This is a genomic window from Streptomyces sp. NPDC093109, from assembly GCF_040701725.1.
Lineage (GTDB): Bacteria > Actinomycetota > Actinomycetes > Streptomycetales > Streptomycetaceae > Streptomyces.
In genome coordinates, this window is sequence record NZ_JBFBEZ010000020.1 from 19,774 (window position 1) to 43,235 (window position 23,462).

Sequence of the window (23,462 nt, forward strand, 5' to 3'; positions counted from 1 at the left end):
GGATTTGGCTGCTCAGCAGTCGCAAATCGTTACAAATTGCCACAGATGTGAAGCGGGGATGGCGCATGCGGGACGGCCGGTGGACGACGGTCACCGAATCCGAGTTCCAGCATGAGCGGCGGGGGCTGGAGGCCATCCGGGAGAAGCTCTCGGACAACGACCCATGGCGCGCCTGGTCGAACTTCACCTTCACGGCGAACACGGGTCACGTCCGAGAGGTCGACCTGCTGGTCGTCGCGCCCGGCGGGGTGTATCTGATCGAGCTGAAGGACTGGCACGGCTCGGTCGAGTCCCGGAACGGCACCTGGCTGCAGACCCAGCCCGGCGGGCGGCAGATCTCGCACGGCAACCCCCTTCACCTGGCGAACAAGAAGGCGAAGGAGCTGGCCGGGCTGCTGGCCCGCAACGGCGAGAAAGCGTGGGTGTCGGAGGCGGTCTGCTTCACCGACTCCTCGCTGAAGAACCGGCTGCCGGCTCACGACCAGCACGGCCTCCACACCGTCCACCAGCTGGTCGCCATGCTCGCCGAGTCCCCGCGCGACGAGCGCAGCCGGATCGACGGACCGCGGTCACGACGTATCAAGACAGCCCTGGAGCGCATCGGAATCGCGCGCAGCGACGCCGAGTTCAAGGTCGGCCCGTACCACCTGCACCGCAAGTCGTTCGACTCCGGGCAGACCTGGGCCGACTATCTCGCCCGGCACAGCGAGCTGCCCGAGGCCGCCCGCGTCCGCGTCTACCTCAGGGAGCGCGGCTCGGACGCCGAACTGCGGGCCTCGGTGGAGCGGGCGGCGCGGCGCGAGGCGGCGGTGCTGCGGCGCTTCCGGCACCCGGGCGTCGTACAGCTGAAGCAGTACGACCCGTCGGGGCACTCGGCGGGACCCGCGCTGATCTTCGACTTCGATCCGCGCACCCTGCGCCTCGACGAGTATCTGGCCCAGTACGGTCAGAGACTGGACATCCTCAGCCGGATGGCGCTCGTACGCCAGCTCGCCGAGACCCTGCGGTCGGCCCACGGCCGTCGGATCTACCACCGCACCCTCGCAGCGCGAGCCATCCACGTCATGCCGCGCGGCCGGGTGGCGGGGCCGGGCAAGGGGCCCGGCAGCGGTCCGGCCGGCAGCTCGGGCAACGGTCCGGACGGCGAGGAGACGGGCTGGTACACCCCGCACCTCCAGATCTCCGACTGGCAGGTCGCGGTCCAGCGCGGCTCCGAGCAGAGCGCCGGCGACCGGACCGGCGGCGAACGGTTCGCGCCGACCACGTTCTCGCGCGCGGGCGCCCACCTCGCGGAAGGCACGGACCCGTACCTCGCCCCGGAACTGACCGCCCTGAAGGCCGACCCCGTCGCCCTGGACGTCTACGGCCTCGGCGTACTCACCTATCTCCTGGCCACCGGCAAGGCCCCCGCCGCCAGCCAGGCCGAACTGCTGGCACGTTACGACGCGGGCGAGGGCCTGCGCCCCAGCGCCGTCGTCGACGGCCTGTCGCCCTACATCGACGAGCTGGTGCAGGCGGCCACCGCCTACAGCGTCAACGACCGGCTCTCCTCCGTCGACGACTTCCTGGAGATGCTGGAGGTCGTCGAGGACACCCTCACCGAGCCGCCGGCCGCCGCCGACGCCCCGCGCCCGGCCGAACCGGAGAAGGACCCCCTCGAAGCGGTCGCGGGCGATGTCCTGGCGGGGCGCTGGGAGGTCAGACGCCGTCTCGGTACGGGCTCGACCAGCCGCGCCTTCCTCGTCCGGGACCTCACGGCCGGTCCCGACGTGCGCTTCGCCAAGTCCCTCGCCGTACTGAAGGTCGCCCTGACCGACAGCCGCGGCGACGTCCTCGCCCGCGAGGCCGAGGTCATGGGACGGCTGCGCCCCGACTCACGGATCATCCGGCTCATCGAGCCCGAACCGCAGCGCATCGGCGGACGCACCGTCCTGATCATGGAGTACGTCGGCGACGAACGCGAGGCCGACGCCGAGCCCTCCGCACCCGGCGAGAAGAAGAGCCGCCGCCGCGAGGAGACCGTCGCCCGCCAGCTCCGCGAGCTGGGCCGCCTCTCCGTCGACCAACTGGAGGCGTACGGAGACTACTTGTTCGGCGCGGTGGACTTCCTGGAAGGCGAGGGTGTCTGGCACCGGGACATCAAGCCCGACAACATCGCCATCCGTATCCGCCCCAACCGCACCCGCGAGCTGGTCCTCATCGACTTCTCGCTCGCCGCCTACCCGGTACGGGAGACCGGAGCCGGCACCGACGGCTACCTCGACCCGTTCATCGGCACCCTCACCGAACGCTCGGTGTACGACGCACACGCCGAGCGCTACGCCCTGGCCGCCACCCTGCACGAGATGGCCTCCCGTGAACTCCCGGTCTGGGGACAGGGCAAGGTCTCCCCACGCCAGACCCACCCGAAGCGGGAGCCCTACCCGAAGATCGCCGCCGACGGCTTCGACCCCGCCGTACGGGACGGCCTCGTCGCCTTCTTCCAGAAGGCCCTGCACCGCGACGCCGACCGGCGCTTCACCGACCTCAAGCCCATGCGCGACGCCTGGAAGAAGATCTTCCTGGCCATGGACGAGGCGAAGCCGTCCTCCCGCCGCTCCCGGCACGCCGCCCCCGCGACGGCCCACCCGACGCCGGGAGCCGATCCGGGGGCCCCGCAGAACGCCCCGATCCTCGCCGCCGAGGAGGAGAGCGCCGAACAGCAGCGTGCCCGGCTGGCTGCCGCCGCCGACCGCACCACCCCCCTCTCCTCCTCCGGACTCAGCCCGGCCGCCGAATCGTTCGTCTACGGGCTCCGCGACGTCAACACCGTCGGTGAACTCCTCGACTACAGCCGCCATCAGCTCGTCAACGCCCCCGGCCTCGGCGCCAAGACCCGCAAAGAAGTCCTCAGCCGGATCAAGGAGTGGCGCCAGCGGTTCGCCGAACAGCCCGCCACCCCCCTCACCCCCGAGGGCCGCAAGGCGGCAAAGGAAGAACTGTCGGCCGTCGAAGCCGCCGTCGCCGACGCCGTCGGCACCCACGGCGACCCCGGAAACCTGCCCGAACGCGCCCTGCGCCGCCTCAGCCTCGACACCCTGGCCACGGTCTTCGTCCCGGAGCTGAAGAAGGACGGCGCGAACCGCAACGAGTGCGAGATGGTCCGCCTTCTGCTGCGCCTGCCCAACGCGGCCGGCGCGCTGCCGGGCATCGGCGTCTGGCCCAAGCAGAAGGACGTCGCCGACGAACTCGGCCTCTCCGCCGGCCGTATCCCCCAGATGCTCAAGCCCCAGCGCGCCCGCTGGAAGAAGCACCCGGCGGTCCGCGCCCTGCGCGCCGAGATCCTGGAACTCCTGGGCGACCTCGGCCGGATCGCCTCGGCCGCCGAGATCGCCGACGCCCTCGCCGTACGCCACGGCACCCAGCTCCTGGAACGCGAACAGCGCCGGGCACTGGCCCTGGCCGCCGTACGCGCCGTGGTCGAGGTCGAGCAACTCGTCCCGGACGAAGCCGAGTTCCAGCACATGCCGAACCGGGACGCCGCCGACGAGGGCATGGGCGCGGGCCTGCTGGCCCTGGAGGTCGGCCCCGAGGACGCCCCCGACACCCCCTCGGGCCCCGGACTGCTCAACTACGCCCAGAAGCTGGGCAAGGTCGCCGACCGGCTGTCGAAGCTCGACACCCTGCCCACCGCCGCGACGGTCCTCAGCGAGCTGGGCGCCATCAACCCGCCCAGCGAGAGCGTCGAGTGGGACGACCGCCGGATGGTCGAGGTGGCCGCCGCCGCCTCCCGGCACGCCGCCGCCACCCCCCGGCTGGAGATCTACCCGCGCAACCTGCCCCTCGTACGGGCCCTGCGCCTCACCCAGGCCGGACTCGTCCCGCTCATCCCCGGAGTGGCGGAGGCGCGGCAGCCCGGCCTGACCGGCGAGCACGTCCACGAACGCGTACGGGCCCGCTTCCCCGAACTCCTCAACGAACGCGGCGCCCACACCCTGCCCACGGGCGCCCGGCTGACGCGGGCACTGCGGGACGCAGGCTTCGACCTGGAGCTGTCCACCCGCGAGGACACCGGGACCCTCCGCTACCTCCCGCGCCAGACGGACGGACAGTCCACCTACTACACCTATCTGTCCTCCCTCTCCTCCGGCGCCGGCCGCCGCGCCACCGGCACCATCGCCGCCCACCGCTACTCCGACGACCCCCAGCTCGCGGGCGCGGTCGCGGCGGAGGAACAGCTCACGGCCTCCGCGAGGCGGGACGGCTTCCGCGTCCTGACGGTACGGACGGCCCTGGCCCGCGAAGCGGCCGGCGAACTGGAGGGTGACCGTTTCGCCGCCGAGGCGGTCTCGGTGACCGACCTCTTCCTCCAGGCGCTCCACGAACTCGTCGCCGCCAAGCCCAAGCCCACCTGGGAGACCATCCTGCGCGCGGACGCGGCGGCGCCGGGGACGAAGTCGGCGATGCGGTTCGCGGAGTACGCGCGGACGGCCTGGGGTGTGGTGGAGCCGAGGCTGAGCGCGGTGGTGACGGGGGCGCCTGGCGCGGGGGCCTTCGCTGAGGCTGCGGGCACGGGCACGGGCACGGGCACGGGCACGCGGCCGGTGCTGCTGATGGACGCGGGTGTCTTCGGCCGGTACGACGCGATGGGCCTCCTGGAACGGCTGGCCGGGCTGTCGCGCGACGGCGGCCGGGGCCTGTGGCTGCTCTGCCCGCAGAGCGACCCGGCGAGGCCGCCGAGGCTGGGGGCGACGGCGGTGCCGTACCAGGCGGGCCTGGGCGAGTGGGTCCCGCTGCCGGACTCATGGGTCGGGAACAGCCACCGGGCGGAGGCGGCGGGTTCGGGCGGGGTCTCGGGCGAGGTCTCGGGGCCGATAGGGACAGCGGTTCAGTAGGGCACGAGATTGCGTGTGATGGCATGTGACGGCTGCGGAAGCCGGTCATCACACGGCTCGGATTACCGGATTACGGATTACGGACAACGGGAGACGTGACACAGTGATCGACCGCACGGCACTGCTGAAGGACCTGATCAAGCAGGTCAAGGCGGTCGAGGTGGACCTCGGCAAGCAGGTACGGGACGGCGAGGCAGTACTCAAACCGCTGCGCACCGAGTACGAGAAGGCGCGGAAGGCGGCCGGCGCGGCACAGAAGGCCGCGAAGGCTTCGGGGAATCCGGCGGAGGCGCTCCCGGAGCCCCCGAAGTGGGCCGAGTGGCTGGAGACGCGCCTGCTGGACGGGGTGTCGGGCAGCCTGTCGGCGGACCGGGTGGAGCAGATCCGGGCGGGGGAGTCGGTCGCGGGGAAGCTGCGCGCGGAGTACGACGAGGCGTTCAAGCTCGGCCGCACGGCGGCGACGTGGAGCGCGTGGCTGGACGAGCGAGTGACGCAGGTCGCGGTGGCCTGGGTACTGGGCACGGTCTTCGTACGGTTCTGCGAGGACAACCGGCTGATCCCGGAGCCGTACCTCACGGGCGGCGAAGCCGAGCGCCGCGACCTGGCGGAGGCGCGGTACGCGCAGTACGTGGACGAGGACCCGGACCCGACGTACCGGGGCTGGCTGGAACGGGCGTTCGCGGAGCTGGGGGCGGGCCAGGCGGGCAAGCTCCTCTTCGACAAGGAGCGGAACCCGCTCTACCAGATCCCGCTGTCGCACGACGGGGCGCGGTCGCTGGTGGAGTTCTGGCGGGAGCGGGCGGAGGGCGCGGGTGGGGGTGACGGTGGTGACGGTGGTGGTGACGCGCTGGTCCACGACTTCACCGACCCGCTGAACGCGGACGGTACGGAGGGCTGGGACACGCGGTTCCTGGGCGACCTGTACCAGGACCTGTCGGAGGCGGCGAGGAAGACATACGCGCTGCTCCAGACACCGGAGTTCGTGGAGGAGTTCATCCTCGACCGGACGATGGACCCGGTGGTACGGGAGCTGGGCGGCCGGTTCGGCGAGCTGAAGATGATCGACCCGACGTGCGGCTCGGGCCACTTCGTGCTGGGCGCGTTCCGGCGGCTGGTACGGCTGTGGGGCGAGCGCCGACCGGACGTGGGCCCGCACGAGCGGGTGAAGGCGGCGCTGGAGTCGGTGCACGGGGTGGACATTAACCCGTTCGCGGTGGCTATCGCGCGGTTCCGGTTGCTGGTGGCGGCGATGGCGGCGGCGCGGGTACGGACGCTGGCGGAGGCGAGTCGTTATGACTGGCCGATCAGCCTGGCGGTGGGCGACTCACTCATCAAGGCGCGGCAGCTCGAACTGACGCTGGTGGGGGAGGAGTCGGGGGACCCGCTGGCGGAGTTCGCTTACGCGACGGAGGACGTGCACGAGTATCCGGGGATTCTGCAGCAGGGGCGATATGACGTGGTGGTGGGGAACCCGCCCTACATCACGGTCAAGGACAAGAAGCTGAATGCGCTTTATCGGGACCTGTACGCGTCTTGTGCGGGTACTTATGCCTTGTCGGTGCCGTTCGCTGAAAGGTTCTTTCAGCTGGCGAAGGTGGGTGAGCCTGACGGGCGTGGTTATGGCATGGTCGGTCAGATTACAGCGAGGTCATTTTCAAAGAGGGAATTTGGCCGCTTGCTGGTTGAGGAATTTTTCGCGCATAAGGTTGAGTTGACAGAAGTGATCGACACCTCGGGTGCGTATATTCCAGGACACGGGACGCCGACTGTGATTATTGTTGGGCGGCGAAGGGCGGGCAGCGGTCGTAGTGAGATGATTCGCACTGTACGTGGTGTCCAAATTGAACCGGCAGTTCCGAATGATCCTGCTGAAGGTTTGGTCTGGAAAGCGATCGTTGATCAAATCGACAAGCCTGGGTCGGTAAGTCAATGGGTATCTGTGGATTCGCTAGAGAGAGTCCGATACTTTAGTAAGCAGCCGTGGATTCTCACCGATGGCGGGCTTGAGATGTTCACGCAAATTAATGAGGCGAGTGTTCGGAGGCTCAGGGATGCGATCGCGCCGCCAATCGGACGTGCAATTAGGGCGGGGGCGGACGAGGCGTACATTCGCCCTTTGCGTAAAAGCTACCGGACGGTTGCGGATAGGCGGGGGCTTCGTCCCCTTATGGTGGGAGAAGTAGTTCGGGACTGGAGTGCCAGACCGGAAGAATCGATCTGGTTCCCATACGCTGACGAAGTAAATTCCGACGCACTTGAGAAAGAACTCTGGCCTATGCGCCGGACGCTTCAAGCGCGACGCACATTTCAAGGCGATATGGCGGATGCCGGTCTCCAGTGGTGGGATTACATGCAGTACACGGCTTCCGCCTATCAGACGCTGCTATCGCTCTCGTTCGGGGAAGTTGCAACGCACAATCATTTTGTGCTTGATCGGGGCGGGAGAGTTTTCAAGCAGACCGCTCCAGTGATTAAGTTGCGCGACGGGGCAACTGAAACAGAATATCTGCAACTGCTTGGGGTGCTGAATAGTTCGACGGCGGCGTTTTGGCTTAAGATGGCGTGTCATGATAAGCCTAGTAATGGTGTTGGTCGTGGTCTTGAGTCCGAGAGGTGGACTGTCCACTATCAATTTAACGGCGGCAATATTGAACAATATCCGCTGCCTGCAACCCTTCCTGTTGAACTTTCCGCCGCTCTTGATTTTTGCGCGCAAAAAATCGACGCGGCCATGCCCTCTTCCTTGATCTCTCTCGAAAGATCAGCCCCCACTGCTGCTTTCCTGCGTGCAGCTCAGGTCGATTGGGATCGCATCCGTAGGAAGATGATCGGGCTCCAGGAAGAGCTTGACTGGCAGGTCTATTCTCTGTATGGCCTGCATGCGGAAGAGATTTGCGTTCCATCCGAAATCTATGTACCCGAACTCGCACTGGGAGAACGTGCGTTCGAGATTGTGCTGGCGCGTCGCATCGAGAGCGGTCAGGTCAGCTCAGAGTGGTTTCGGCGCCACGGCTCTGAACCGGTGACTCAACTGCCGGGACACTGGCCGGATGTCTACAAGGAGATTGTTGAGAAACGCATTGAGGTGATCGAATCATCCCGAGCCATCGGCATGATTGAACGTCCCGAGTACAAGCGACGCTGGCTGACTGACGGTTGGGATGAGCTTCAGGAGCGCGCTCTCCAGTCTTGGTTGTTGGACCGGATTGAGAACCACGACGACCTATGGTTCCAAGAAGGGCAGCCAACACTCCTCACTCGCGATCAGCTCGCTGCCGTGCTCTCCCTTGACGAGGACTTCGTATCCGTCGCGGAGTTGTACGCGCCCCGCAAGGAGTTGGCGACCGTCGTCGCGGACCTGCTCGCCGACGAGCACGTACCGTTCCTCTCCGCCCTGCGCTACAAGCCCGCCGCGCTAAAGAAGCGCGCGGACTGGGAGCACGTCTGGGATCTCCAGCGCCAGGAGGACGCCGCTCCGGACGAGCCGGCGAAGCGGAAAATTCGGGACTCGATCTCCGTGCCGCCGAAGTACGCACCGGCCGACTTCCTCAAGCCGTCCTACTGGAAGGCCCGGGGGAAGCTGGATGTGCCGAAGGAGCGGTTCATCTCGTATGCGACCGGCGCGATCTCCGGTGCGCCCAACCTCTTGGGGTGGGCCGGCTGGGATCACCGGGAGCAGGCGCAGGCACTCGCCACGTACTTCACCAACCACGGCGAGCTGTCCTCCGAGGAGATGACGCCCCTTCTCGCCGGTCTGCTGGAGCTTCAGCCGTGGCTCACCCAGTGGCACGACGAGTACGACCCCACCTACAGCGGTTCCCCCGCCGCCTTCTTCGCCGGTTACCGCGCGACCATGCAGGGCGAGCACGGTCTCACCGACGACGACCTCCGTTCTTGGCGCCCGGCCCCGGCCGCCCGCCGTGGCCGAGGTTCAGCCAAGGGCTGATGGCCCGTCGGCGCCCCCGTCCGACCCTCCTCCCGCACTTCGGTGCGGGAGGTCGGTCAGGCCAAGCCACCTCACAGAAACCGCAACTCCTGCATTGCTGTGCGCAGTTCGTCTAACCAGCGCCGGTAAGCGGGGAGCTTCAGCAGTTTTTCCAGAGCTATCGTCCGGCCCAACCGGTCGAAGGACCTCTCGACTTCTCGCCGTCCTCCCAGTGCAGCTTTGAGCACTGCCTTCGGGTCGGCGATCTTTTCCACATCGTGGGGCACCTCCCACGCGGAGTCACTGCTGGGTGACGCCTCTCGCAGCGCGTCGGTGTCCGCCAGCATCCATGCCTCGGTCTCGCGTACCGGCACCAGACCCACGATACGGAAGGCGTCGGACGCGAAGTGCTCCCTGATCGCGTCGACCTTGGCACGCTCGTTGTGATCGTGATGGATCATCACCACATCGAAGTACTGAAGCAGTTCGGATACTTCGCGCACCACTGCGGCCCGTGGCGCCACGGTGAAGCATTCACCGGTGACGATTCCCGAGTAGTCGAAACCGACTGTGGGGCGCTGCGCCAGATCGGCGATCTGCCGGTCGATGAGCGGCCCGAGAAACCATTGGTCGCTGGCTCCCTCGGTGAGCAGGGCCAGGCTGAAGTATCTACGCCCCACGCGAGAACCGTCCTACTGGATCAAGGTATTTGCGCACCTCAAGGGGGGTCACGAAGGTCCCCCGGTCGCCACTCGTGGCGACTTTCCTGGCCCGGGTCAGCCGACGGGGTGGCAGCCCGTTCTCGAATCGGGTGACCGAGTCCAGAAAGACGACCGACTCCGGGACTTCCTCCAACGCGGCGGCGAGGGCGACAGGTGAGTGCGAGGTGACCAAGGTCTGTCGGCCGCAACCACTGACAAAGGTTTCAGGGTCGCTGGTCCTTCCCCTCAGCCTGGACAGCAACTGCGGGACCCTGCCCGGATGAAGACCGTTCTCCGGCTCCTCGAACATGAGGATCCCCTCGTGGGCGGGGTCGTGGGCTGCCGCCAGCAGTGCCAGCACGCGCAAGGTACCCGCCGATGCCGTGCTGGGGCTCACACGGTACTCGTGTTGGTGCTGGAGCCAGACGTCCCACTGATCCCATGAAGTGTTGGCCTCCACTGTGATGCCGGCGAGATCGGGAAGCAGCGCCACCGCATCTGCTGTGAAGTCGTACCAGCGCTGGGGAACCCGTGAAATCCGCCCCAGAACGGCTCCCAGATTCTTGCCGTCCTCTGCGAGAGGCGCGGTGTCGTACGTGGAGGAGACGATACGCATCGCCTTTGGGGAGGGCTCGATGATCCGCCAGTTTCTGGTGGCTTCGGCCAATTCCTCGCCGTCAGCACTGGACTGCACGGGCACTTCAGGGCTGTGGGGCAGCTTTCTGCCCTTTACCGGTCGGGGAATAGACAGCCGGGACACCATGCGCTCCTCGCGTTCAGTGAGGGGCGAATCGTCGTAGACGTTGCTGACCTTGACATCCACCCGCAACGGGTCGGGTGGATCCGCGTACCGTACGGTGGCCGCGACCCTGAGGCATTCGCCGACCAGGCCGTCCCCGTTCATGAGGACATCGGCCGCGATCCGCATAGTCCCCGACGGATCGCCCTCCGGCCCACGCCGGAACAGTTCCTTCGGGCCGCCTCTGCGTGCGTGATCGACCAGCGTCTGTCCCGTCGGCTCCCGGATCAGGTGCGCCAGCAGGTCCACGGCCTCCAGCAGGTTTGACTTGCCGGAGGCGTTGGCACCCATCAGAACGGTGAATGGCGCTAGATCAAGGGTGAAGTCGTCGAAGGACTTGTACCCGTCGATATCGATCCGGGTGATCACCTCGGGACCTCTTCTCCGCGCTCTCTCATGTGCACTGCGTCACCGTATCTATTTTCCCGTCCTCGGAGTCGCCAGGAGTGTGGGGGGTGGGGCCAGTGCCCGGTTCCGGCCATGGCCAGCGGCTGGAACCGGGGCAGGCCGTCGGTGCCGGTCACCCCGGCGCGGTTTCCGTGGCCCTGGGGAGGGCAGGTGCGCCGGCCTTCCGTACGATCAGGGGCTCGCGCGAGTGGACCCGTAGGGCAGGGCCGTCGTCCAGGTCGATGACGACATGGAGCACGCCGTCCGCGTCCAGAGCGCCGCGTACGCCGAGCGCCGTGAACCACCTGCCCCATACACGTACGGAGTGTCCCGGCAGAACCATCGCGGCCGGTACCTCGGTCGGTGGCGTGGGTTCTGGTACGACGGCCTGGGCTTTCAGCTCCGCCCAGACGGTCTTTCCGATGCCGCACTCGCGTTCCTTCACGCCCCACCGGTGAGCCAGCGCCTCCACGAGCATCAGGCCGCGCCCGCCCGTCTCGTCCTCGCCGGGGTGCTGAATCTCCGGCCTGCCGGCGCCCGCGTCGCTCACCTCCAAGCGGATGAGGGGCTCGTCCAGCACCCGCACGATGCGTACGCCGACCTGCCGGTCGCCCGGCACGCGGACGCGCAGTGCGTTGGTGACCAGCTCGGAGAGCACCAACTCGGCTTCGTCCCGCGTGTTCTGGCTCAGCGCCCAGTCCCCGAGCACCGCGTGCAGCATCGCCCGCGCTCTGGGGACGCTGCGGTGGCGACGGGTCAGCCTGAAGGTCACTTCGTTGGGTTCACCCATGACAGCTCCTACCGATTCGCGAGCGGTCCGAACTCCCGGATGAGCACGGGCATCTGCTCGTCGATCAGCCACCCGGCGTCGTATCTGACCGCACCGGGAGCAGACACACTCGGCGTTCGACCGAGTGCGTTCTGTAGCGATGCCAATGTGGCATTTGCCCTTGAGAAAGGTCAAGCCACTGGACTGTCCAATTGACAGATCGATCGACAGTTCGCATAGGGTCTCGGTAACGCGATGTGGTCGGCCCGGCTAATCTCGTGACCGATTCGTGAGCAGAGGAGCTTCATGTCCGCAGCCAGCAGTACGCCGTTGATGTCTCGCGTCACTCTCGGCCGGGCGCTGCGCCGCCTTCGTGACGAGGTCAATCACCTGACACTCGCAGAGGTCGCTGCGGCCATCGGCTGTGACATCTCGCTGCTCAGCCGCATAGAGCTGGGCAAGCGCAACTGTTCACACGAGCACTTCGCCAAGCTCATGGATCTGTACAACGTTTCGGAACCTGAGCGCGTCGGTCTCGCCGAGTTGCACACCGCCACCCGGGAGCGGCGTCAGACCTGGTGGGCCCGGTACGGCGAGGTCATTACGGCCGAGTACGAGCGATTCCTCGGCTTCGAGGCTGCGGCATCGGTCGTGCGCGAATATCAAGTGGGCATGATTCCGGGGCTGTTGCAGACCGAGCGTTACGCGCGTGCTGTGATCGGGGCCGGCTTCGCCTCGCTGGGGCCCGACCAGATCGACGCACTCGTTGAGGTCCGTGACTTGCGTCAGCGGCATCGACTGCTGGAGGCGGACCGGCCGCTGGTATGCCACTACGTGGTGACTCAGGCGGCCCTGGAGTTTCAGGTGGGTGGAGTGCAGGGGCATCGAGAGCAGCTTCGGCATCTCTTGGAGCAGTCGGAGCGCGAGACCGTCGAACTGAAGGTAATTCCCTACGAGAAGGGGGAAGAAGGTGCACAGATCGCTGCGTTCCAGGTCTTCCAGTTCGCTGATGGTGACGTGCCCGACATCGCCTTCGGTGAATCTGTCGCTGGTAACTTGACGCTGGATGACCCGAGGGACCTCCGGCGCCTGCACCGCATCTTCAACAATCTCTCCGGGGCGGCGCTCGACCCTGACAAGAGCCGTGACCTGATCACCGGTATCAAGAACAAGGAAGACTGACTGATGGAGAAGGCCGATCTCTACTCGATAGACCCTGCGACGCTCTCCTGGCAGAAGAGCAGCTTCACCGCGGGCGACACCCAGTGCTTCGAACTCGCACCCCTCCCCGCCGGAGGCGTCGCCCTCCGCGACTCGAAGAACCCCGCCGGCCCCCACCTCTGCTTCACCCCCGGTGAGTGGCAGGCGTTCAAGTCGGGCATGGCGGCGGGGGACTTCGACAACCTGTAGTGCGTTGAACGTCGGCGGTTGCCCTCTGCGGTCACGACGAACGGGGCAGCTCGAACACCCGGCACACATCCGGGTCGCCGAGTTGGTCGAACAGCACGATGTGTCCGTCCTTCTTGCCGACCTCGAGCTGCTTGACGGGCAGCCCCGCGCGCTTCTGCCCGTCGTCCTCGAACTGGAGGCTGACGCGGTCGCCCTGGCCCGTACCCCCCTCGATCCGCCACGTGCCCTTGCCGTCGAAGGCGGGGGGCTTCTTCGTCAGGATGTCCGGGTCGCTGCTCTCGGGCCAGGCGCTCACCGTGAAGCCCATGGTGTTGTCGCCGTTGTCGCGCAGCGTGAGACGGGCTTCGTGAGGGCCCGCGTACGTCCCGTACAGATCGCTTCGGAAGACGTCCTCGACCGGCGCGGGGCCGCACAGCCCTTGGTCCCCCGAGCACCCGGCGGTCAGCGACATCACCGCGACCACGACCACGACCGCGCTCAGCGCGAGGGAGGCGTACGGTGGCTTGCTCCGGCGTGCCGGTCGTGCGGCGCTCACTGGCTCTTCCCCGGGATGCGTTCGGTCCATGTGACGGTCTGGCTCACGGCGCTCGTTATGGGGCCGTCGGCGATCTCCGCGTACTTCAGCCAGTCGTAGTAGCCGATGAAGTGCAGCGCGGACTCGGTGCTGGTGGTGTTGTCCAGGGTGTACTGCACCACCAGCGACCCGTCCGGGTCTGTGCCCCGGATGTCGTACTTGACGTTGTACGACCCCATGAACGCCTCGCCCAGATGGTCCGGGTCATTGGTCACGATGGCGGGCAGGTCCTCGCCGAGAAGCTTCTTCGCCGCACCGATCTTGCCCGACTTGGAGATGGAGAAGGCCGCGCTGCCCTCCGTCTCACCTGTCGCCTCCCACTGCTCGACCGTCTGTCGGCGACCGTCTGTCGGCGGATGTCCTTCATGCTCTCCATGGACTGCACCCGGTCGGCCATCGTGTCGCCGTTGGTGAAGTCCTTGTGACGGGGGCCGAGTCCGGTCACATAGTCCAGGCCGAGGCCGTACGGGGTGTCGTCCTTCCGTTCCGGCCAGGGGTCCTTGCCCTCCAGGGCCCGCCCGTACGCGTTGTATTCGTCGGCGGTGATCCGGTCGGTGGTATCGATCGAGGTGTGCTGGGGCTTGGTGTTGAACCAGGAGCCGATGCCGACGTCGGACATCAGCGTCATCGAAAGGTTCTGGTCCGCGATGATGCCCCGGCGGCAGATCTCGATGATCTCCTCCTGCGCGGTGTGGACCGCGAGGACGGAGTTCTGCCGCTGGTCGGCGGCGACGAAGAGGTCCGCGGTCAGGAAGCCCGAGACCGTACCCGAGCCGTTGACGGTGAGCCCCTTCTCCTCCGCGCGCCGAACGGCGTCCTTGAGGTCACGGCGAATGACCTTGAGGTCGCTCACCGCGTCGTCGAAGACACCGGCCAGCGCCTCGGCGACCTTGTTCGCGGCCGTCAGCTGGCGTGCGATGTCGTCGATCAACGTCCAGGCGAACGGAGCCGCGGCCCCTTCCCAGTACCCGTTGTCCCGCAGGGGCTTGAGGACATCGTCCATCATGCGCTGGGGCAGTTTCACCGTCGCGGTGTGTGCCTCACGCCATGTGACGGCGAGGTCGTCCAGGACGGAGAGGTCCGTGTCGAGCAGCTCACGGTAGAAATCGGGCATCTACTTCAGCTCCCGCAGAGCGCTGAACCGCTGCTCGATCGCCTGGTCCGTACCCGTATACGTGTGGGACGAGGCGCGCAGGCTCCCGGAGATCCGGGCGAGCCAGCCCTCGACGGCCTTGGTCTGGTCCTCCCAGTTCTTCAGCGACGTCCGCAGGGCGGCTGCGCTCTCCCATCCCGCCAGCTCATGGGCTGCCGGCCCGGCCGGTTCGCGCACCGATCCGGCAGGGCCGTGGAACGCGTCGAACACCTCGTCTGCCGCTCCCGCGGCCTTGGTCAGGACGCCCTCCGCGACGACCAGCGGAGTGCCCATTCCGGGTGGGAGGACACCCAGCGGCAGCGGGTCCAGAGGGCCGGGCGCGCCGGGCGGCAGTGGCAGGAAGGGCAGCTGGGTGTCGCCGTTCCCTGCGCTCGGTTCCGTACTCATGCGGTGTGTTTCCCTCTCATCCCTGCGGACGGCCCCCGTAGGCAGACTTCACAGAGGCTAACGCGTGAGGCGGGACCCGCCCTCCGGGACCTTCTTCGGCGTATCCGGGCCCCGCAGCCCCGCATCTCCGCGCACGGCGGACGGGCCTGCTCAGGGGTGTGCCCACCGGATACGATCGGCGTTGACTCCGCTCCGTGCGAGCGGGGGAACACGGGAGCGGACGAGGCTCCCCAAGCACGGGGCGCGGGGGCGCGGGGGGGCGACAAGGCGCCCGGGGCCGCCGTACCGCTCACGAGGACACCGGACACCAGGAGACGCGAGACACACATGGCCTCGACCGCCGCCGCCACGGCCCCCCTCCTCCGCGACGTCATCGACATCAAGACGTCCATCTCGACCTCCGACTTCGTTCTGAAACTGGCGGAGGCGGTCACCGAGGAGGGCGCGGCCCGCGCGTTGCGGGACTATGTGGTCACCGACCGGCTGCTGGAGAACTTCGACGAGGCGCTCGGCCTGATCAAGGCGGCGCTGGACGGGCATACGTCGAAGGCCGCGTATCTGCACGGATCGTTCGGTTCCGGTAAGTCCCACTTCATGGCGGTGCTGCACGCGCTGCTGCGCGGCGACACGACGGCCAGGTCCCGCGGCGACTTCGACCCGGTGCTCGGCAAGCACGAGTGGCTCGAGGCGGAGCGGAAGAGGTTCCTGCTCGTGCCGTACCACATGCTCGGCGCGAAGTCGCTGGAGCAGCGGGTCCTCGGCGGGTACGTCAGCCATGTCAAGGCGCTGCACGAGAACGCGACGACTCCGCAGGTGTACCGGACCGACGCGCTGTTCGAGGACATCCGCTCGCACCGGCAGCGGATGGGGGACGAGGCGTTCATCGCGGGGCTCGCGGAGGCCGCCCCCGCGGTGGTTTCGGGCGCCGGTGACGACGGTACGGACACGGCGGACACGGTGGACGCTCCGGACGCCGAGGACGATCTTGACTGGGGCGAGCCGTTCGCCTGGACCTCCGAGCTGCTGGCCACCGCGCTCGCCGCCGAGGAGCTGGACGGCGGCGAGGTCAGGCTGAACACCGTCGACCCGTCGACCCCCGCCGAGCTGCGGGCCAGGCTGGTGCACGACGCGAGCGTGACGTGGTTCCCCGGGTTCGCGAAGAACGCGGCCGAGGACGAGCACGGCTTCATCTCGCTGGACGCCGGGCTGCGGGTGATCGCCGAGCACGCGAAGTCGCTCGGGTACGACGGGCTGATCCTCTTCATGGACGAGCTGATCCTGTGGCTCGCCAACCGCGTGCACGACCAGAAATTCGTCTCCCGCGAGGCCGACAAGATCACCAACTTCGTCGAGGGCGCGGACTCCCGCCGGGCCATCCCGGTCGTCTCGTTCATCGCGCGCCAGCGTGACCTGCGCGAACTCGTCGGCGAGGAGACATCGGGGGCGGCCGAGGCGGCGATCCAGGACAGCCTGCGGCTCGCCTCCGGCCGCTTCGACACGATCACGCTGGAGGACCGCAACCTGCCGCAGATCGCCCACGCGCGGCTGCTCAGGCCGAAGGACGCGGAGGCGGAGGCCAAGCTGGACGCGGCCTTCGCCCGGGTCAAGCGGGTCGGGCCGCAGGTGTGGGACGTACTGCTGGGGTCGGACGAGACGACGACCGGGGCGGACGAGGCGTCGTTCCGGCTCACGTACCCCTTCTCGCCGTCCTTCATGGACACCCTGGTCCATATCTCCTCCGCGCTCCAGCGCTCCCGTACCGGTCTGAAGCTGATGGGCCAGCTGCTCGCCGACCACCGGGACGACGCGACGCTGGAGAATCTGATCCCGCTCGGCGATCTCTATCCGGTGATCGCGGACGGTGGCGACAAGCCCTTCGTGGACAGCCTGAAGGTGGAGTTCCTCGTCGCGGACAAGCTGTACCGCCAGAAGCTGCGGCCCCACCTCCTCGCGGCGTACGAGGTCACCGAGGAGGACATCGAGCGCTACCGGCACCGCCGCGACACCCTCACCGACCCGAAGCTCCTCGGCCGGTGCAAGGGCTTCACCGGCGACAACCGGCTGATGTGCACTTTGCTGCTCTCCGCCCTCGCACCGAGCGTGCCCGCGCTGCGGGATCTGACCATCCGGCGGCTCGGCGCGCTCAACCACGGTTCGGTCGTCTCGCCGATCCCGGGCGCCGAGGTCGGTGTCATCAAGGCGAAGGTCGACGACTGGGCCTCGCGCTTTGCCGAGATCAAGGTGACCGGCACGGACGCCAACCCGGGGGTACGGCTCGAACTGGCCGGGGTGGACGTCGACTCCGTCCTCGCCAACGCCAACGTCAACGACAACCACTCCAACCGCCGGACCCTCGCCAAGCGGCTGCTCGCCGACCAACTGGGCCTGGACCTTCACGACCGGCTGGTCGCCGACGAGCTGAACCTCGTCTGGCGCGGCTCGAACCGTACGGTCGAGATCCTCTTCGGCAATGTCGGGGACCCGGACGAACTCCCCGACCACGAGTTCTCGCCGAGCCAGGAAGGACTCTGGCGGCTCATCGTCGACTTCCCCTACCAGGAGGGCACGCGGGGGGCCGTCGAGGCGTCCAACCGGATGCGGGACCTGCGGGACCTGCCCGGCGTACCGCCCAGGACCGTGGCCTGGATCCCCACCCGGCTGTCGGCCGCCCGGTTCGCGGACTTCCGCCGGCTGGTCGTCATCGACTACGCGCTGTCCGACCAGCGGCGCTTCGACACCGTGTACGCCCAGCACCTCAACGCCGACAACCGGGCCCGCGCCCGGGTGCTGCTCGAAGGCCAGCGGGAATCCCTGATCAAGACGGTGAAGGGGGCGTTCCGGCAGGCGTACGGCTGCGCGGACAAGACGCCCGGTGAAGTGGACGTGTCCTTCAACGACCACGTCGACGCGCTGCCCGAGGTGGCCGAGCTGCGGGTGTCCATCGGACAGAGCCTGCACGACGGTGCCCGGCACATCGCGAAGAAGCTGCTCGCCCACCAGTTCCCCGCCCACCCGGACCTCGACCCCGACGGTACGAACACGGCCGTCAGAGCGAGCGACGCGCGGACCGTGTTCGCGCACATCAGGGCGGCGGCGGAGTCCGGCGACCGGCAGGCCGAGATTCCGGCCAAGGACCGGACGGCGATGCGGCGCGTCGCGGCGCCGCTCGGGCTCGGCCAGCAGAAGGAGGCGTACTTCCGGCTCTCGGGCCGCTGGGTGGACCACTTCAACCTCAAGGCCCGCACCGGCGCCGGCCCCGGTGACCTGAGCGTCGTCCAGCTCACCGAGTGGATCGACCAGCCGGAGCCGATGGGGCTGGAGACGTTCCTCGCCAACCTGGTCATCGCCTCGTACGCCGAGATGGACGACCGGGTGTGGGTGCGCGCGGGATCGCTGCTCGACCCGGCTCCCGAACCGTCGGCGATCAAGCCGCAGGACGCGCTGCGTTCCCAGCCGCTGCCGGAGGAGTCCGCCTGGGAAGAGGCGGGCAAGCGCTGCTGGGAGATCTTCGGCGAGCAGCCGCCGAGGCTGCGCCGGGGCCGGATGGTCGGCCAGTTCGCCCGGCTGATCACGGGCCGGGCCAAGACGTACAAACCGCACACGGACAGCCTCGTACAGGAGCTGGAGAAGCACGCCGGCCTCCTGGGACTCGACGGAGCCGACGAATCGGGCAGGCTGGCGCTCGCCCGGCGCTCCCGCGACCTGCTCGACGAGCTGGTCGCCCTCGACCGGGGCGCGGCGGGCGGCTCGGCGGCGGCCAAGCAGGTCATCACGGCCTTCGCCGCCTTCGACCTGGGCGAGGCGTCCGCGGGCCGCTTCGGGGCGTCGGTCAAGCAGGCGGAACTGGTGTCGGGAGCGCTGGCCACCGCGACCTGGGACATGCTGAAACTCGCGCCCAACTACGGTCCCCAGGGCGAGGCGGTGCTGGAGGCGTTGCGCGGTGCCGCGCGGGTCGACCAGCGGACCTCCCGGCTGGAGGACGCGCTGAAGGAGGCGCGGCGGTCGATCGTCGCCGTCATCGAGCGCAGCCAGGCCGCCGCCCGGCGGCAGCAGCCTCCCGTACCGGCGCCCGAGCCCGCGCCCCTCACCACACCCGGTGAGGTCAGCCTGAACGACGACAGTGCCGAGCCGCCCGTACCAACCACCCACCCGGTGCCCGGCCGTGCCGCGCGCAGATCCGGGGGCGGCCGGGCCAAGGTGTCCCAGGCGGTCGCACAGCTCCGCGCGGAGCTGGACGCGCTGACGGCGGCCGAGCCCGACGCGACGATCGAGATCAGCTGGCGGGTCGTGGAATGAGCGGAACGAGGCATACGCGGTGAGTACGGCGACCACGACGGGGACGACCGGGAGCGCGGGACCGGCGACCGCCACCAGTGCCGTGCGGCTCAAGGCCGCGACCGTCACCCAGTACCTGGCCTCGCAGCCCGGCCTCGTCCCGGGCAGGCGCCGGGTCGTCCTGCTGCGCGCCGCGCCCGCCTGGGACGGTCCGGCCGAGCTGACCTGGGGTGAGCAGCGCCGGGCGGCGGTCGCCGTGGCGCCCTCGACGCTGGCGGTGTACGAGCTGACGCTGGCGCACCAGGCGGCCGGGGCGCCGGGCGGGACCGGGGGACCCGAGGTCCTCGTGGTGCTCACCGACCGCGAGGAGGCCGAGCTGGGCCCCGACCTGCTGACCAAGGTGTACAAGCAGCGGGTCAACGCGGTGAACACCTGGGACGTGGTCCGGGACGCGTTCGGGGCGATCGGTACCGACCGTCGGCTGAACAGCGAGAACTGGGCCGCCGAGGCGCTGCTGGACGCCGCACCGGGCCGCTGGCCCCGGCTCGCCGGCGGCATACTGACCCGGCGTCACGCCCTGAGCGCGCTGACCCTGCGCAGACTGGGCATCGGCCGGTACGACCCGGACCGCGACCTGGAAACCCCGGAGGGCGCCGCGGTGTCCGCCACGGCGGTGGGGGAGGACGCGCCGCTCGATGTGCATGCCCTGCTCCGCTGGTCCATGGCGCCCGGCGGACCCGCCCGCTACCTGGCGCTGCGCGAGCCCGAGCGCGACGGTCTCGACCGGTTCCTCGGCGAGACCGAGCAGGCCGGTCCTGCCGGGAAGGCGCTGCTCGCTCTGGTGGGTGCCGAGCACGGCTCCGACGCCGTCGCCTTCGGACTGGTCTGCGCGGCGCTGTGGCAGCACACCGACGTGACGAACGCGGAGGACCACCGGGCCAGAGGCCGGGCCGAGCGCTGGTTCGGGGACGAACCGCCCGCACGGGGCGATGAGCTGGACAGCCTCGTGGCGGCCTTCGGGCGGGCCTGCGAGGAGTTCGTCTCCGGGCTGCTGAACACGGGCCGGGCCGAGCTGGACGAGGCATCGGCGACCGCCCGGCGGCTGAGTGGTGCGGCCCTCGACCGTGCGGCCTCCCTGGCGCGGCAGTTCGGCGCGGAGCGCGCCGTCCGGGAGAGTCCGGTGCTGACGGAGGGGCTGGAGGCCCGGTTCGAGGCCGCCGGTCACGCGCTGCTGGCCGGCGACCCGGAGGAGACCGCGCGCGCGGTGAAGGCCCTGGGCAAGCACTGGCTCGCCCAGGAGCCCGACGCCCGTCCCCGGATCGAACGGGCCAGGATGGCGCAGCGGCTCAGCCAGTGGCTGGCGACCGGTCCCGCCGCCGAGTGCGCGCACGTCGCGGACGGTATCCACCGGCAGGTGGCCGACACCGGCTGGGTGGACCTGGCTCTGGAGCACATCGAGGCGGGGGGCGACCCCGGCACCGTACTGCGGTCGGCCTACGACACGGTGTGCGCCGCCGTACGCGTCTCCCGCCGCGAGATCGACCGGCACTTCGCCCGGACGCTCGCCACCTGGACGGCGGGCGGCGGTGGCCCCGGGGCGATGCTGACCGTGGAGAGCTTCCTCCCCGACATCGTCGCTCCGGTGGTGAAAGCCGGAGAACGGCGCGTGCTGCTCCTCGTCCTCGACGGGATGAGCGCCGCGATCGCCGCGGAACTCGGCGAGGAACTGCGCGAGCACTGGGTCGAGTACGACCCGCTGCCCCGGGCGAAGGACGCGCCCCGGCGCCGGGCGATGGCGGCGGCGCTCCCGACGGTGACGGCTGTCTCGCGCACCTCGCTGTTCGCCGCGAAGCTGCGGACGGGTACACAGGCCGACGAGAAGAAGGTGTTTCCCGCGCACCGCTTCTGGGGCGGGCAGGACGTCGCCGTCTTCCACAAGGACGACCTGCGCGGCGAGAGCGCCGGCGCGCCCTTCGGCCCCGGACTGCTCGAAGCGCTGAACGGGGACCGTACGCATGTCGCGGTGGTGCTCAACACCATCGACGACCGGCTCGCCAAGGAACAGAAGCTCGGGGACGGTACCTGGCGGCTGTCCCACATAGGGCAGTTGCGGGAGCTGCTGCGGTACGCGGCGACGCAGGGCCGTGCCGTGATTCTCACCAGTGACCACGGCCATGTCGTCGACCGGTACGGGGTACGGGTCGAGGCCGATACGGCGGGGGTGCTGTCGGCGCGGCACCGGAGGCCGGGGGGACAGTCGGGAGGGCCCTCGGAGGGACCGCTCGCCGAGACGGAGATCGTGCTCTCCGGCCCGCGGGTCGTGTCTCCGGAGCCGGGGGGCCGGATCGTCGCGCTCTGGGACGCCGACTCGCGCTACGCCTCCCAGAGGGCGGGCCACCACGGCGGTGCGTCCCCGGCCGAGTTCACCATCCCCGTACTCGCGTTCCTCCCGTTCGGTGTGGAGAAACCGCCGAGCGGTTGGCGCGAACTGGGTGGCCAGCAGCCCTCCTGGTGGGCGCTCACACCGCGGCCCGCTCAGCAGCCGTACGCGCGGACCCCGGCCGCCGCGGCCGTGCCCGTACCCGCGCCGAAGAAAGCCTCCAAGCGGGCGAAGGACGAGGCCGCGGCACTGGCCCGGCAGCACCACGATTCGCTCTTCGACGTGGCGCTCGTTCCTTCGGAGAGGGAGGGCGCGCTGCTCTCCGTCGAGCCGGTCTCGCCGGACGACACGCTGGTCAACGGCCTGCTGGCGTCCGAGGTCTTCACCGCGCAGGTGCAACTGCTCGCCCGTAAACCGGACTTGGGCCGGGTGGAGAAAGCGGTCCGGGCCCTGCTGGACGCCGGTGGCACCCTGCCGGTCACGGCGCTGGCCCAGCGCATCGGTCTGCAGGCAGGCCGGGCGGACGGCTTCGCGGCCGTGCTGCGGCAACTACTGAACCACGACAGTGTGCAGGTGCTGGAGACGCTGCCGGACGGCAGGACTCTGCGGCTGAACACGGGACTGCTGCGGGATCAGTTCGAGCTGAGGTGACGGCTGCGGTGGTGACGGCTGCGGTGGTGACGGTCGCGGTGGTGACGGTCGCGGTGGTGGCGAGTGCGGTGGTGACGGCACGCGGTGGTGGCGAGTGCGGGCCCACCGGCGGGTCTCGCCACCACCGGGCGCGTCAGGTGAGCTGCCGGAGCAGCCCGACGAACTGCCGCAGATCGTCGCTCAGGCTCGGTGACAGCGGCTCGGGGTCGAAATGCGCGATCTTGTTGCGAATCTGCTGCACCCTGCCGAGCTGCTGCACGAACTGGCTGCGGCTCACCCACGACCAGCCCAGGCACCGCCAGTTCTCATCAGCCTGGGTGCGGAGCGCCGGATGGTGCTGGTCGCCGTTGAGCAGCTTGACGTAGCCCCCGAACATCAGGTCCGTGATCAGCCCGGATTTCTTTCCCGGGCCGGTCCGCTGCACGGCGAGGATGGCATCCGAACCGATCTTCGCGCCCAGGCATTTGCGGAGCCGGAACTCGATCTCTCCCACAACGAAGAAGGGCCACGCCGTCGCGGCGAACCGCTCGGTGATATCGGCGGTTGTCACGATTCCGGTGAAGCGTCCGTCGTTCCCCCGGATCAGTAGATAGCCGTATTCGCTGATCAGTGGCAGAAGGGAGAAGAAGTCCTGGTGGGCCTCGGCGACCGGTGGATCGTCCACCATCGCGTTCAGAAGCACCTTGTCGACGGACGTGCCGTACATCTGTGTCGCGGACTGCCAGGTGACGACGCCACGCAGCGTGTAGTGGTCGTCCAGTACCGGAAGCTGCGAGTAGTTCATGGCCTGCATGAGATGGATGGCGTCCGCCAGCAGATGACGCGACGTGACGGACGCGATGCCCTGCGTGGCAGCCGGTATGTCGCCGATTCTGACGGCGTGCTGCGGCAGGGCGACCACGGACAGTCCGTCGTCGGCCTCCTCCTCGTCTCCGCTCCCTGACTCCGCCGCTGGGACGGATTCCTGGGCCACGATGTGCACATCGGCGGTTCTGCCGCAGTTGGCGAAGTGCGGCACGGTCGAGAGCCCGACATTCTCCAGCGCCTGGGCGATCAGCAGACTGGACGGGTCGTCGCGCACGCGGGTGTTGAAGAACGTCAGGAATTCGGTGACCGGGATCTTCCGGCCCTTGAGCGCGAGAATTTCCTCGTCGGGCGGCAGCGTCGTCATGACCGT

The 23,462-nt window shown here is 68.8% G+C and carries 14 protein-coding genes; 6 read left to right on the forward strand and 8 right to left on the reverse strand.

The annotated features are described in order from the left end of the window. Positions 1-65 precede the first annotated feature (65 nt). Both pglW and pglX read left to right on the forward strand, forming a co-directional pair. Complete coding sequence (gene pglW / locus AB0389_RS20325) at positions 66-4,874, forward strand: BREX system serine/threonine kinase PglW (protein WP_366396822.1); 4,809 nt, start codon at positions 66-68, stop codon at positions 4,872-4,874. Between the two features lie 358 nt (positions 4,875-5,232). Beyond that, on the forward strand, positions 5,233-8,820 hold the full coding sequence (pglX, locus tag AB0389_RS20330) for a BREX-2 system adenine-specific DNA-methyltransferase PglX (protein ID WP_366396920.1): 3,588 nt from the start codon (positions 5,233-5,235) through the stop codon (positions 8,818-8,820). 71 nt (positions 8,821-8,891) lie between these two features. Here the strand turns inward: pglX and AB0389_RS20335 are convergent, their stop codons facing one another. The 3 genes from AB0389_RS20335 to AB0389_RS20345 form a co-directional block, all read right to left on the reverse strand. After that, a complete protein-coding gene (locus AB0389_RS20335) occupies positions 8,892-9,479 on the reverse strand; it encodes a DUF4276 family protein (RefSeq protein ID WP_366396823.1) in 588 nt (195 codons plus the stop codon). Continuing rightward, positions 9,469-10,668, reverse strand: coding sequence for an ATP-binding protein (locus tag AB0389_RS20340; protein WP_366396824.1), 1,200 nt, complete (start codon positions 10,666-10,668; stop codon positions 9,469-9,471). The genes AB0389_RS20335 and AB0389_RS20340 overlap by 11 nt, the downstream gene beginning before the upstream one ends. Positions 10,669-10,819: 151 nt before the next feature. Next, on the reverse strand, positions 10,820-11,476 hold the full coding sequence (locus AB0389_RS20345; protein WP_366396825.1) for an ATP-binding protein: 657 nt from the start codon (positions 11,474-11,476) through the stop codon (positions 10,820-10,822). A gap of 285 nt (positions 11,477-11,761) precedes the next feature. Between AB0389_RS20345 and AB0389_RS20350 the strand changes: the two genes are divergently transcribed. Beyond that, positions 11,762-12,637: a helix-turn-helix transcriptional regulator gene (locus tag AB0389_RS20350; protein ID WP_366396826.1), complete on the forward strand. Its 876-nt coding sequence runs from the start codon at positions 11,762-11,764 to the stop codon at positions 12,635-12,637. A 3-nt stretch (positions 12,638-12,640) separates the two neighbouring features. Continuing rightward, complete coding sequence (locus AB0389_RS20355) at positions 12,641-12,865, forward strand: DUF397 domain-containing protein (protein ID WP_366396827.1); 225 nt, start codon at positions 12,641-12,643, stop codon at positions 12,863-12,865. A gap of 31 nt (positions 12,866-12,896) precedes the next feature. On the opposite strand, the gene AB0389_RS20360 is transcribed toward AB0389_RS20355, so the two are convergent. From AB0389_RS20360 to AB0389_RS20375, 4 genes are read right to left on the reverse strand one after another with little or no spacing between them, the layout of a single operon-like run. Then, the gene (locus tag AB0389_RS20360; RefSeq protein WP_366396828.1) at positions 12,897-13,400 is read right to left on the reverse strand and encodes a hypothetical protein; all 504 of its coding nucleotides are present in this window, start codon (positions 13,398-13,400) and stop codon (positions 12,897-12,899) included. Then, complete coding sequence (locus AB0389_RS20365) at positions 13,397-13,654, reverse strand: hypothetical protein (protein ID WP_366396829.1); 258 nt, start codon at positions 13,652-13,654, stop codon at positions 13,397-13,399. Before AB0389_RS20365 ends, AB0389_RS20360 begins: the two co-directional genes overlap by 4 nt. Continuing rightward, positions 13,651-14,553 carry a hypothetical protein gene (locus AB0389_RS20370; protein ID WP_366396830.1) on the reverse strand — a complete coding sequence of 301 codons (903 nt, stop codon included), beginning with the start codon at positions 14,551-14,553 and terminating at the stop codon, positions 13,651-13,653. The genes AB0389_RS20365 and AB0389_RS20370 overlap by 4 nt, the downstream gene beginning before the upstream one ends. Beyond that, positions 14,554-14,979: a hypothetical protein gene (locus tag AB0389_RS20375; RefSeq protein ID WP_366396831.1), complete on the reverse strand. Its 426-nt coding sequence runs from the start codon at positions 14,977-14,979 to the stop codon at positions 14,554-14,556. A gap of 327 nt (positions 14,980-15,306) precedes the next feature. Here AB0389_RS20375 and AB0389_RS20380 point away from each other — a divergent pair, with 327 nt between their 5' ends. Together AB0389_RS20380 and pglZ are read left to right on the forward strand one after the other, a co-directional pair. Then, complete coding sequence (locus AB0389_RS20380; protein ID WP_366396832.1) at positions 15,307-19,275, forward strand: phage resistance protein; 3,969 nt, start codon at positions 15,307-15,309, stop codon at positions 19,273-19,275. Positions 19,276-19,294: 19 nt separating this feature from the next. Then, positions 19,295-22,285: a BREX-2 system phosphatase PglZ gene (pglZ, locus tag AB0389_RS20385; protein ID WP_366396833.1), complete on the forward strand. Its 2,991-nt coding sequence runs from the start codon at positions 19,295-19,297 to the stop codon at positions 22,283-22,285. Positions 22,286-22,418: 133 nt separating this feature from the next. On the opposite strand, the gene AB0389_RS20390 is transcribed toward pglZ, so the two are convergent. Continuing rightward, entirely contained in the window at positions 22,419-23,456 is a 1,038-nt protein-coding gene (locus tag AB0389_RS20390; RefSeq protein WP_366396834.1) for a CBS domain-containing protein, read from the reverse strand. Positions 23,457-23,462: the final 6 nt, after the last annotated feature.